The 12373-nt window shown below is 68.9% G+C and carries 7 protein-coding genes; 3 read left to right on the forward strand and 4 right to left on the reverse strand.

Annotation, left to right across the window (positions count from 1 at the left end):
- Nucleotides 1-102 precede the first annotated feature (102 nt).
- From pheS to LDO15_RS07420, 3 genes are read left to right on the forward strand one after another with little or no spacing between them, the layout of a single operon-like run.
- Complete coding sequence (pheS, locus tag LDO15_RS07410) at nucleotides 103-1164, forward strand: phenylalanine--tRNA ligase subunit alpha (RefSeq protein ID WP_223985493.1); 1062 nt, start codon at nucleotides 103-105, stop codon at nucleotides 1162-1164.
- A gap of 2 nt (nucleotides 1165-1166) precedes the next feature.
- A complete protein-coding gene (pheT, locus tag LDO15_RS07415; protein ID WP_223985495.1) occupies nucleotides 1167-3710 on the forward strand; it encodes a phenylalanine--tRNA ligase subunit beta in 2544 nt (847 codons plus the stop codon).
- A gap of 55 nt (nucleotides 3711-3765) precedes the next feature.
- Nucleotides 3766-4527 (forward strand): 4'-phosphopantetheinyl transferase superfamily protein, encoded by a 762-nt coding sequence (locus tag LDO15_RS07420; protein WP_223985497.1) that lies wholly within the window; start codon nucleotides 3766-3768, stop codon nucleotides 4525-4527.
- A gap of 6 nt (nucleotides 4528-4533) precedes the next feature.
- On the opposite strand, the gene LDO15_RS07425 is transcribed toward LDO15_RS07420, so the two are convergent.
- From LDO15_RS07425 to LDO15_RS07440, 4 genes are all read right to left on the reverse strand, one after another.
- The gene (locus tag LDO15_RS07425; protein WP_223987177.1) at nucleotides 4534-5841 is read right to left on the reverse strand and encodes a M1 family metallopeptidase; all 1308 of its coding nucleotides are present in this window, start codon (nucleotides 5839-5841) and stop codon (nucleotides 4534-4536) included.
- Nucleotides 5842-5990: 149 nt separating this feature from the next.
- Entirely contained in the window at nucleotides 5991-9923 is a 3933-nt protein-coding gene (locus LDO15_RS07430; protein WP_223987180.1) for a Pls/PosA family non-ribosomal peptide synthetase, read from the reverse strand.
- 111 nt (nucleotides 9924-10034) lie between these two features.
- Nucleotides 10035-11000: a quinone oxidoreductase gene (locus LDO15_RS07435; protein ID WP_223985499.1), complete on the reverse strand. Its 966-nt coding sequence runs from the start codon at nucleotides 10998-11000 to the stop codon at nucleotides 10035-10037.
- Nucleotides 11001-11156: 156 nt separating this feature from the next.
- A complete protein-coding gene (locus LDO15_RS07440; protein ID WP_223985501.1) occupies nucleotides 11157-12260 on the reverse strand; it encodes an acyl-CoA desaturase in 1104 nt (367 codons plus the stop codon).
- Nucleotides 12261-12373: the final 113 nt, after the last annotated feature.

Consider the following 12373-nt stretch of genomic DNA (forward strand, 5'->3'; position numbering starts at 1 on the left):
ACAATGAACTGTGACCATAAGCCTTGCCGACAACCAGCGGCCGTGCCCTGTGCCCGAGCCGCGTGCCGCCGGCATGATCCAACTCGTAGCTAAGAACAGTAGATGACTGAAACTTTGCCGGGCGCCGCCGTCCCGAATCCTCTGGATGAAGCCGCCATTACCGCTGCCGTAGACCAAGCCGTTGCCGCCATCGCCGCCGCCGCGACCCTCGATGAACTCAAGGCCGTGCGCCTCGCGCACACCGGTGAGAAGTCAGCATTGAGCCTCGCCAACCGTGAGATCGGTGCGCTTCCCAAAGACCAGAAGGCCGCCGCCGGCAAACTCATGGGAGCCTCCCGGGGACGGGTCAATAAGGCGCTCGCGGACCGCACGGCCGAGCTCGAAGCCGAGAACGACGCGCGGATCCTCGTCGAGGAGACCGTGGACGTCACGGCGGCGCCGCGCCGGCGCCGGGCCGGCGCACGCCACCCGCTCTCCACGTTGCAGGACCGCGTCGCGGACATCTTTGTCGGCATGGGGTGGGAAATCGCCGAAGGACCCGAGGTCGAGTCCGAGTGGTTCAACTTTGATGCCCTGAACTTCAAGCCGGACCACCCCGCGCGTGACATGCAGGACACGTTCTTTGTCGAGCCTCCCGAGGCCCACCTGCTCATGCGCACTCACACGTCGCCGGTGCAGGTCCGCTCGATGCTGGAACGCGAGCTGCCCATCTACGTGCTGTGCCCGGGCAAAGTGTTCCGCACAGACGAGCTCGACGCGACACACACCCCGGTGTTCCACCAGTTCGAGGGCCTGGCCATCGACAAAAACCTCAGCATGGCGGACCTTCGCGGCACGCTGGAGCATTTTGCGCGGCAAATGTTCGGCGCGGAAGCCCAGATCAGACTGCGCCCGAACTATTTCCCGTTCACCGAGCCGTCCGCGGAGCTGGACATCTGGCACCCGGGTGCCAAGGGCGGCCCGAGCTGGATCGAGTGGGGCGGCTGCGGCATGGTCAACGCCAATGTCCTGCGCGCCGCCGGCATCGATCCGGAGGTTTATTCAGGCTTTGCCTTCGGCATGGGCATTGAACGCACCCTCATGTTCCGCAACGAGGTTGGCGACATGCGCGACATGATTGAAGGCGACGTACGTTTCAGCCAGCACTTCGGGATGGAGATCTAACAGTGCGTATCCCACTTTCCTGGTTGCGCGAATTCGCGCAGGTACCGGCCGATGCAACGGCCGAAGACGTCATGGCCGAGCTCGTCAAGGTCGGACTCGAAGAAGAAGCAGTCCACCGCCCCACGGACACCATCCAGGGTCCGATCGTGGTGGGCCAGGTGCTCAGCATCGTCAAGGAGCCCCAGACCAACGGCAAGACCATCAACTGGTGCCAGGTCCGGGTTGTTCCCGAGGGCCAGCCGCAGACGCTGACCGGCGAGGGCATCGACCCCTCGGGCGTGCAGGGCATCATCTGCGGCGCCCACAACTTCGTTGAAGGCGACAAGGTGGTGGTCACCCTGCCGGGCGCCGTGCTGCCGGGCGACTTCAGGATCTCCGCGCGCAAGACGTACGGGCACCTCTCCGCCGGCATGATCGCCTCCGTGCGCGAGCTCGGCATCGGCGAGGACCACGACGGCATCCTGGTGCTGTCTCGGATCGGCCTCGACCCGGAACTGGGCACCGACGCCATGGAACTGCTGGGACTTTACGACCAGGCCGCGGAAATCAACGTCACCCCGGACCGCAGCTACTGCTTCTCCATCCGCGGCGTGGCCCGTGAATACGCGCACGCTACCGGCACCGCCTTCACGGACCCGGTGTCCAAGGTCCGGGTCCCGGAGGTGCTGTCCGGCGGCTACGGCGTCAAGCTCAACGACGACGCCCCCATCTACGGCAAGCCCGGCTGTGACCGCTTTGTGGCCCGCACGGTGCGCGGCGTGGACGCCACCCGGCCTACGCCGCCGTGGATGACGTCCCGGCTCCGGCTCGCCGGCATCCGGTCCATCTCCCTTCCGGTGGATATCTCCAACTACGTCATGCTCGAGCTCGGCCAGCCGAACCACTGCTATGACCTGGACAAGCTCGCCGGCGACATCGTCGTCCGGCGTGCCACGGCAGGGGAGAAGATCACCACCCTGGACGACAAGGAGCGCACGCTCGACGCCGAGGACCTGCTGATCACGGACGCCTCCGGGCCGATCGGGATCGCCGGTGTCATGGGCGGTGCTCACACCGAGGTCTCGGACTCCACTACCAACGTGCTGGTGGAGGCCGCGCACTTTGATGAAGTCTCGATTGCGCGTGCGCGCCGCCGCCACAAGCTGCCCTCCGAGGCGTCCAAGCGCTTCGAACGCGGCGTGGACTGGCAGGTGGCGGATGTCGCCGCGCAGCGCGTGGTGGACCTCCTGGTCGAACTCGCCGGAGGGACGGCCGACGAAGCCGGGACCGACGTCGGAACCGCGCCGGACGCCGTCACGATCGAACTGCCGGCAGGGTACGCCGCGACCCGGATCGGGATCGACTTCACCGACCAGGACATCGTGACCTCGCTCGAAGACCTCGGCGCCGTCGTCGTGAAGAACGGCGGCGATTACACGGTGACCGCCCCGAGCTGGCGCAACGACCTCGAAACCAGGGACGACCTTACCGAGGAAATCGCCCGGCTGGTCGGCTACGACAAGATTCCGGCGACCCTGCCGGTGGCGCCGCCGGGCCGTGGCCTGACCCGTGTCCAGCAGCAGCGACGCCGCCTGATCCAGGCCCTCGCCGACGCCGGACTGACCGAGGTGATGGCCTACCCGTTCGTTTCCAAGGCCGCCAATGACACCTTCGGCGTGCCAGCCGAGGGCACTGCGCGCAAGGCCCTCAAGCTCGCCAACCCGATCAGCGAGGAGCACGGTTACCTGCGCACCTCGATCCTGCCGGGCCTGATCGAGGTCGCCAAGCGCAACCACTCCCGCGGGTTCCGTGACCTCGCCCTCTTCGAGGCGGGGCTCGTGTTCCTGCCCGGCGAGCAGCTTGGCACCGCTTCGATTCCGCCGCTCGGCGTCAAGCCCGGCGACGAGGTGCTGGACGGCTTGTACGACGGCGTCCCGGACCAGCCGCTGCACCTCGCGGCCGTGCTCACGGGACACGACTCGCCTGCCGCCCCGGCCCACACCCCGCGGGCTTGGGACTGGGCGGACGCGCTGGACATCGCCAGGATCGCCGGCGACGTGCTCGGCGTCGACCTCGTGGTCACGCAGGGCCGGCACCAGGCCTTCCACCCGGGCCGGGCGGCGCAGATTGCGCTGCGCACCGGCGCAGTGGTTGGCTACGCCGGCGAGCTGCACCCCAAGCTGCTGGCGGCCCATGACATGCCGGCCCGCTCCGTGGCGCTGGAGCTGAACGCCGATGCCCTCTTCGAGGCTGCCGCCGACGTGATCGTGGCCCGGCACATCTCGGCCTACCCGGTGGCTACCCAGGACGTGGCCCTCGTGGTGCCGCAGGACGTTCCGGCGGAAGAGGTACTCACGGCCCTGCGCGACGGTGCAGGCGAACTGCTCGAGGACGTCGCACTGTTCGACGTCTACGCGGGCAAGGGGATCGAGGACGGCAAGAAGTCGCTCGCGTTCAGCCTGCGCTTCCGCGCCGACGACCGCACCCTGACTGCGGACGAGGCATCGGCGGCGCGTGAGGGTGCCGTCGCCGCTGCCCACAAACGCTTCGGGGCGGTGCAGCGCTAACTGCGGGGCTGAGCACAGCGCTGACGACGGCGCTGACGAGCTGAAAGGGCGGGTCATGGCATCACACCTTGTTGTGCGGGCCTGCCCGCCCTTTCGCGCCCCCGGCTCTTCCGGAGTCCCCGGCGCGTCCGCGCCCGCGGCGGCACCTTTGGCGGCACCTGCGGCAGCTGAGCAGGAGCTGGAACGCGACTCGCGTTCCCTCCTGGACGCGGCCGAGCTTGAGCGGGCCCGGGCCATGACCCCGCGAACCCGGGAGGATTTCCTTGCCGGGCGGCTCGCCCAGCGGCGGTTCGCCGCCGAGCTGCTCGGCGTGCCGGCGTCGGAGCTCACTGCCTGCTACAGCTGTCCCCGGTGCGGCACCGGCGCGAACATCTCCCACGGCCGGCCGGGTTACCTGCTCCGCGGGGAGGCCGTGCCGTTGTTGCTGAGCCTGTCCCGCTCGGCCGGCTGGACCCTTCTGGGCGGCGTCGTGGACCCGAACCCTGGCCTGGGCCTGGGGATCGATGTCGAGGATCCGGCCCGGGCCGACTTCGATGGATTCGACGACGTGGTGCTGACCCCGGCGGAACGGCTGCACCTCGCCGGACTGCACGGCCTCCCGCTGCTGCGGGGCCGGGCACGGCTGTGGGCGCGCAAGGAGGCGTGGCTCAAGCTGCTGGGTACGGGGCTCCAGACGGCCCCGGACACTCTTGACGTGCTGGATGACGCCCTGCGGACCGGCGTGAACGGCCATGCCGGGCTCCGGGACCTGCCGGCGGAAGAGACGGGCCTGCCCGCGGAGCTTGTGGCCGCTGCCGCCGTCGCGGTCCTTCCCTAGGCTTCCTCAGAACTTTGGCGGCGCTGCCTGCGGGAGCGGCGGGAGGGCTTCGTCGAACAGCCACGGGTGCAGCAGCGCCTCGGCGTCCAGGCCCGTGGTGTGGCTGGCCGCGATGATGAAGTCGGCCGTGGTCACGGTGCCGTGGCGGAAGCGGTCCGTCCAGTCGTGCAGGAGGGCGAAGAACGCGAGGTCGCCGCAACGCACCCGCAAGGCGTGCAGGGCCAGGGCTCCGCGCTTGTAGACGCGGTCATCAAACATCAGTTCCGGGCCAGGATCGCCCACCACCAGGTCCTGTGCCGTGGAGGACAGTTTGCGCCAGGCGGCGCGGGCGCGGTTCGCGACCGTCATCGTGCCGGCTTCTTCGGACCAGATCCATTCCGCGTAGCAGGCAAAGCCCTCGTGCAGCCAGATGTCTTTCCACGTCGCGGTGGTCAGTGAGTTCCCGAACCACTGGTGGGCGAGTTCGTGGGCGATCATGCGCTGTGACTCCCACTCCTGCCGCAGATGGTTGGGGCCAAGAATGGACAGGGTCTGTGCCTCCAGCGGGATCTCCAGCACGTCTGCCGTCACCACCACGGTGTATTCCGGGAAGGGATACGGCCCGAAGCAGTTGGTGAAGGTCCGCATCATGTCGGGCTGTCGGGCCAGGGCCGCCCGCGCTTCCGCCGCCAGCGACGCCGGAACAGCCACATACTGCGGAACGTGCCCTGAGGGCCGCTCGGCATTGAGCATCAGGAGCTCATAACGGCCGATCTGGACCGTTGCCAGGTAGGTCGCCATGGGCTCGGACTGCTCATACACCCAGGTCTCACGGCTCGCCCTGCTGGTGCGGGACAGGAGCACGCCGTTGCACACCGCGCGATAGTTCGCGTCGGTGGTCACCGTGATCAGATAGCTCGCTTTGTCCCGCGGGTGGTCATTGCACGGGAACCAGGAGGCGGCGCCGTTGGGCTGGCCGGCGACCAGGACACCATCGGAGAGTTCCTCCCAGCCCACTTCGCCCCACAGGCCGCGACGCGGGGCCGGGTAGCCCTCATAGCGGATGTCCAGGGTGAATGCCTCGTCGGGGAGCAACGGAACCTCGGGGTAGACAACGAGCTGCTCGGCCCGTTGGGTGAACTTGCGCACCCTGCGGCCGTCGAGCTGGATCTTGGTGGCCCGCAATCCGGTGAGGTCCAGGACAATAGCCGACGTCCGGAACTGGGCGACGGCATGCAGGACCGCATGGCCGCCGAGGCGGTTGCTGCTGACCCTGTAGTCGAGGTCGAGTTCGTACCGGGTGACGCGGTAGGCATTGGTCCCGTGCCCTGGCATGTAGGGGTCCGGGGCGCCGGCTTCCCGGACCGGTCCCCGGCTGGCTTCCGGGCTCGTTTCCCTGCTGCTTTCCCGACTGCTTGCTGCGCTGGTGCTCAATGGACGGACCTTCGGATTGTGGTGCTGGTGGACGGGCGCTGGCCGGGGGCCTACCGGGGTTTGGCGGGCGGTGTCGGCCCGTCCCACGGGCTGACCGGGTTGCCCATCCAGTACGTCCCGGCGGGGACGGTTTCGCCCCGCATGACGAGGGACGCCGGCCCCACCGTGCCGCCGCTGCCGATCCTGGCCTGGGGCAGGATGACGCCGTGCGGTCCCATGGTGGCTCCGTCATCGAGGGTAACAGTGTCGATGCTCATGACACGGTCATGGAACAGATGGGTTTGGACGACGCACCCGCGGTTAACGGTCGAATTCCTGCCCAGGGTGACCAGGTCCGCCTCGGGCAGCCAGTAGCTTTCGCACCAGGTCCCCGTGCCGATTTTCGCGCCGAGGGCCCGCAGCCACCAGACCATGGCCGGGGTACCCGTGGCCGCGCGCGCGAACCACGGCGCACTGACCATCTCAATAAAGGTGTCCACCACCTCGTTCCGCCAGATGAAGGAGCTCCAGAGCGGGTGCTCGCCGGCGTGTATGCGGCCCACCAGCAGCCACTTGGCCGCCACCGCACTGGCCGCGGCCGTGGCGCCCGCAAGCAGCACCACCACCCCGCCCAGGACCGCGGCCACTCCATAGTTGAAGAGTGTCGCGAGAGCGTCAAACGCGACCAACACGCCGACGGCGATTGCGACTGTCAGCATGACCGGGACGAACCGGCACAGCTCCCACAAGGTGCGCGCGACCTTCAGTCTCGCGGGCGGCTGGTACGTCCGCGTGTCATCGGAGGCGATGGCGGTGCGCCGCAGCCGTACCGGCGGGCTGCCCAGCCACGACGTCCCGGCCTTCGCCTTGGCCGGCGTGGCGGAGAGGACGGCCACGAGAGAGTTCTTGGGCACATTCCGTCCTGCCGCCGTCATGCCCGAATTGCCCAGGAAGGAGCGTTTACCGATCTTGGCTGGCGCAATCCGCATCCAGCCGCCGTCCAGTTCGTAGGATGCCACCATGGTGTCGTCGGCCAGGAACGCGCCCTCCCCGACGGTGGTCATCCGGGGAATCAGCAGCACCGTCGAGGCCTCCACGTTGCGGCCGACCTTCGCGCCGAGGAGGCGGAGCCAGACCGGGGTGAAGAGGCTGGCGTAGATCGGGAACAGCAGGTCCCTGGCCAGGTCCAGCACCCGCTCTGTGGCCCACACCTGCCATCCGATCCGGCTCCGGACCCGGTAGTAGCCTTCTGCCAGGCCGATGCTGAGGAGCCGCGTGGTGGCCAGGACCAGGAGCAGGTTGGTCAGGAACCACACCAGCGCCGCCAGGGGGACTGAGAGAACGAGTCCGGGCAGGGCGGCGGACAGGGACGAGCTGCCCCGGATGAACGCGAAAATCACGAGGGCCGCGGCGGCGGCGGAGACGTAGGGGATGAGCGACAGGAGGGCGGATGCCGCGGCGAACCCGGCGAACCACAACCGGCCGATGAACCGGTGTTCGGCGGGGGAGTCCGGCCACGAGTGCCGGGCCTTGCCGCGGCGTTCGGCCGGTGACCCTGCCACCAGCTGCCCGGCTTTGACCTTGCCGATCACCGCAGATCCCGGCTCCACCTGTGCTCCGGCCCCCACGATGGCTCCCGGCATGAGCGTGCTGCGGGCTCCAATGCTGGCGCCCGCGCCAATCCGGATGGCGCCGATGTGGACGCGGTCGCCGTCGATCCACCAGCCGGACAGATCGACCTCCGGCTCGATGTTGGAACCGGCACCCAGGGAAAGCAGCCCCGTGACCGGCGGGAGCGAGTGGAGCTGGACGTTCTCGCCGATCTGGGCCCCGAGGGCCTTGGCGTAGTAGGGCACCCAGGGCGCACTGGCCAGGCTGATAGCGCCGGCGAGGTCCTGGATCTGTTCGGCGAGCCAGAGCCGGATGTGCACCCGCCCGGATCGCGGGTACGTGCCCGGCACAACGTTGCGGAGCAGGATGCGGGCGGCGGCGATGGAGAGCATCATCCGCCCGGCGGGGCTGACAAAGACGAGCCAGGATGCCCCGACCCACCACCAGGAGATTGTGGGCGCGGCGCTGAATCCGGCGAAGGCTGCCAGGAGGTTGTTGGCGGCCATCAGGTAGGTCAGCCAGCGCATGCCGACGAGGATGTGCAAGGGGACGCCCATGAGCGTCTGGAAGGCCTGGGACTTCCGGGCCGTGGGCCGGACGGTGCGCTCCTGCGCGGGAACTGCGCCGCCCTCGGGCAGCGACTGCCGGGCCGCGTCCACCAGGGCGCCCACCCGGGGTGTCGCGTAAATGTCGGCCACGGTGATGGTGGGGTAGCGCACGCGCAGGGCGGACACGAGCTGCGCAGCGGCCAGCGACCCTCCGCCGTAGGCGAAGAAATCCGCGTCGAGGCTCGTGACGGGGCTTCCCAGCACGGCGCTCCACTGCTCCACGATCCACTGCGCGTCGTCCGGCAGGTTCAGCGGGGCACCTTCTGCCTCGGCGGCTCCGGTTCCGCTCAACGGCCACGGCAGGGAGTGGCGGTCCACCTTGCCGCTGGTCTTGGTCGGCAGCGACTCCACGAGCGTCAGGAGCGGGATGAGCGGCGCCGGCAGGCTTTCGCCCAGCAGTTCGCGCGCTGTGGCGAGATCGATGTCCCGGCCCGACACGGCCGCCAGGTAGCCGACCAGGATCTGGTTGCCCGCGGCGGTCGTCTGCACCGCGGCCGCGGCGCCGGCGACGTCCGGCAGCGACTGCAGGGCGGCGTCGATTTCACCCAGTTCGATCCGGCGCCCGCCGAGCTTGACCTGCTCATCGGCGCGGCCCTGGAAGATGAGGCCCTCGGCCTCATACTTGACGAGGTCGCCGGAACGGTAGGCCCGCGCCCAGCCCAGCGACGGCATGGGGGCGTATTTTTCCGCATCTTTGACCGGGTCGAGGTAGCGGGCCAGGCCCACGCCGCCGATGATCAGTTCGCCCACGGCGCCTTCGGCGACGGGCACTGAGTCGGAGTCGACGACGGCGAGGTCCCAGCCGTCCAACGGCAGGCCGATCCGGATGGGCCCCGGCGTCCCCAGCCGCGCGGCGCACGCAACCACCGTGGCCTCAGTGGGGCCGTAGGTGTTCCACACTTCGCGGCCCTCGACGGCCAGCCGTTCGGCAAGGTCCGGCGGGCATGCCTCCCCGCCGAAGATGAGCAGCCGGACGCTTTCCAGCGACTCGACGGGCCAGAGCGCGGCGAGCGTGGGGACTGTGGAGACCACAGTGATGCCGTGGCTGATGAGCCAGGGGCCGAGGTCCATGCCGGTCCGGACCAGCGCCCGGGGTGCCGGAACGAGGCACGCGCCGTGCCGCCACGCGAGCCACATTTCCTCGCAGGAGGCATCGAAGGCAACCGACAATCCGGCCAGCACCCGGTCCTGCGGGCCTATCGGCTCGCCCTGCAGGAAGAGGCGGGCTTCCGCGTCCACGAACGCGGCGGCCGAGCGGTGCTGGACGGCAACGCCCTTGGGGGTGCCGGTGGAGCCGGAGGTGAAGATGACCCAGGCGTCGTCGTCCGGGCCGGCCGGCCGGGCACCGGGGAAAGGCCGGGGGCGTTTGCTGTCCGTGACGATCTTCCCGCCGGCGCGAAGGATTCCGGCGACCCTGGCCTCGCCGAAGACCAGTTTGGCCCGCTCATCCGGATCGTCGGCGTCGACCGGGACGTAGGCAGCGCCGACCAGCAGCACCGCTAGGATCGAGACGTAGAGCTCGTTGGTACCGGACGGGATCCGGACACCGATCTTGTCGCCGGCACCCAGCCCGGCCATGTGCAGTTTCCGCGCGGTTGCCCGGACTTCGTGCATGAGCTGGGCGTAGCTGAGCGAGCGGTGGCCGTCGTCGAGCGCGGAAGCATCCGGGAACCGGGCAGCAGTTTCGCGCAGGAGGTCGATGAGCGTCCGCTCCGGCGGAGCGGACAGCGCGCCCGGCAGCTGGGGCGCGTACACGGCGGCGCCGGCCACCTGAAGGCTCTGCACCGTGCCGGTCTCGGGGGCTTCGCTCTGGGTCAGTCGTTGCTCGGTCACTGGCGCATTGTCCCTGCAGGAGATGAACGGATGGTGTTGCCGCGGCCCAGGGGACCGCAGAGGTTAGGGGATCAGGATGACTTTGCCGGTGGTGCGGCGCTGTTCGAGGTCATCGTGGGCCCGGGCCGCCTCGGCGAGGGAGTAGCGGGCGCCGATCCTGACCTTGAGGCTGCCTTCGGCCGCGGCGGCGAAAACCTCATCGGAGCGCCAGCGGCGCTCCCGGGCGTCGCGAAGGTAGTGGCCCATGGTCGGGCGCGTGAGGTAGAGGGAGCCGCCGGCGTTGAGCCGCTGCGGGTCGAAGGGCGGAACCGGGCCGGATGCCCCGCCAAAGAGCACCAGCATGCCCCGGATGCGCAGCGAGGCCAGGGAGGAATCGAAGGTGTCTTTCCCGACGCCGTCGTACACCACGTCCGCGCCGGTGCCGTTCGTCAGCTCCCGGACACGCTGCGCGAAACCGTCGTAGCGCAGGACGTGGTCGGCGCCGGCCTCGCGGGCCAGCTGCTCCTTGGCGTCCGTTGAAACGGTGGTGATGACATGGGCGCCCTTGGCCTTGAGCATTTGGATCAGGAGGAGGCCCACGCCGCCGGCGCCGGCATGGAGCAGCACCGTGTGGCCGGGCTCGACCTTGAAGGTCGAATTGATGAGGTAGTGGGCGGTCACGCCCTGAAGCGGCAGCGCCGCGGCGGTGAGATCGTCCAGGCCGTCCGGAACCGGGAGTGCCTTGTCCTCGTCGACGAGGGCATAGCCGGCGTAGCAGTTGATGCCTTCCGCGGTAGCCACCCGTTCGCCGGGGGTGAACCCGGTGACGCCGTCGCCGATTTCCTCGATGGTGCCCGAGGCCTCGGAGCCGGGAGTGAAGGGGTAGCTGACCTTGTAGACGCCGCTGCGCTTGTAGGTGTCGATGAAGTTCACGCCCGCGGCGGCGACCTTGACCAACAGCTGGCCCGGCCCGGGAACGGGGCGGGCGGTCTCGTCGAGCTCCAGGACCTCGGGGCCCCCAGCCCGGCTGGCGACGATTGCGTGCATCATGTGGCTCCTTTTCCGGGCGGGGAATTCTGTCCCGGTCCCTGGGACCATCCTAGGGACACCGGCAACAACCATGAAGGGGCCGTTCGTAACTAGCCGTCACGTGATGCGTTCGGCACCGGCGTGTCCCCGCCGGTGCACGGGCCGGCAGGAGCGCGGCTAGTAGCGGCGGGTGACGGTCGCCATGGGGCATTCGAAGTGGCGTCCCGCGGCGAGTCCAACGTCGTTGAGGTAACGGACAATGATGGCGTAGGACTGCATCAGCGTGGTTTCCGTGTACGGAACCTGGTGCTTGGCGCAGTACTCGCGGACGATCTTGGCGGCCTTGTCCAGCTGGGGCCGGGCCATGTCCGGGAAGAGGTGGTGTTCCGCCTGGCGGTTGAGGCCGCCGAGCAGGATGTCCATGAAACGGCCGCCCGAGATATTCCGGGACGTCAGGACCTGGCGGCTGAAGAAGTCCACCCGGCTGTCCGCCGGCAGGACCGGCATGCCCTTGTGGTTGGGTGCGAAGGACGCACCCATGTAGAAGCCGAACACGGCCAGCTGCACGCCGATGAAGGCGAACGCCATGCCCAGGGGGAGGAAGGAGAAGGCCAGCGCCGGCAGCAGGCTGAGCCGGACCGCGAGGATCGGGATTTCGACCCAGCGGTGCGTGACCTTGGCCCGGCGGACGATGAATTTCACGGAATCGATCTGGAGTCCCAGGCCCACCAGGAACAGCAGCGGGAAGAAGAACCAGCCCTGCTTGCGGGTCAGGAAAGCGAAACGCCCCTTGCGGTCGGCGACGGCCTCGGGGTGGAAGGCGATGGGGCCGGGCGCGATGTCCGGGTCTTTGGAGATGACGTTCGGGTGGTTGTGGTGTGCGCCGTGCTTCTGCTCCCACCAGGAGTAGCTGATGCCGGCCACGGACGTGGCGAGCAGCCGTGCGGCCCAGTCGTTGGCGCGGCGGGAGGCGAAGATCTGCCGGTGCCCGGCCTCGTGGGCCAGGAAGCTCAGCTGGGTGCACAGGATGCCCAGGGCGGCCGCGATGAGGAGCTGGAACCAGCTGTCACCGATCAGCGCGAACCCGAACCAGGTGGCGGCCATCAGCAGCACGAGGCTGGCGAAGACGGTGACGTAGAAACCGACACGCCGCTCGAGGAGGCCGGCCGTCTTGACGCTTTTCAGGAGTTCCGAATAGCTCAGGACGACGGCGTTGGGCTGGCGGACGCGCGATGGCGGACGCGCCGGCGTTTGGGTGGAAAGGGTGGAAGTGGCGGTCATAGAGCGCTGGCCTCGTCACTGTTACGGGCAACGCTGCAACTGACATTCGCAGCTGCACGGTCTGGATCACCCTCCACCCAGCATACGCCCCCGGTTTATCCGGACCGCCGCTC

It is taken from the genome of Arthrobacter sp. NicSoilB8, assembly GCF_019977355.1.
In the GTDB taxonomy this organism is placed as follows: domain Bacteria; phylum Actinomycetota; class Actinomycetes; order Actinomycetales; family Micrococcaceae; genus Arthrobacter.

Coding starts and splice junctions, on each gene's coding strand:
- LDO15_RS07435 (WP_223985499.1), bottom strand. CDS start 11,000: ATGATGCACGCAATCGTCGCCAGCCGGGCTGGGGGCCCCGAGGTCCTG.
- LDO15_RS07440 (WP_223985501.1), bottom strand. CDS start 12,260: ATGACCGCCACTTCCACCCTTTCCACCCAAACGCCGGCGCGTCCGCCA.
- LDO15_RS07420 (WP_223985497.1), top strand. CDS start 3,766: ATGGCATCACACCTTGTTGTGCGGGCCTGCCCGCCCTTTCGCGCCCCC.
- pheS (WP_223985493.1), top strand. CDS start 103: ATGACTGAAACTTTGCCGGGCGCCGCCGTCCCGAATCCTCTGGATGAA.
- LDO15_RS07425 (WP_223987177.1), bottom strand. CDS start 5,841: ATGCCAGGGCACGGGACCAATGCCTACCGCGTCACCCGGTACGAACTC.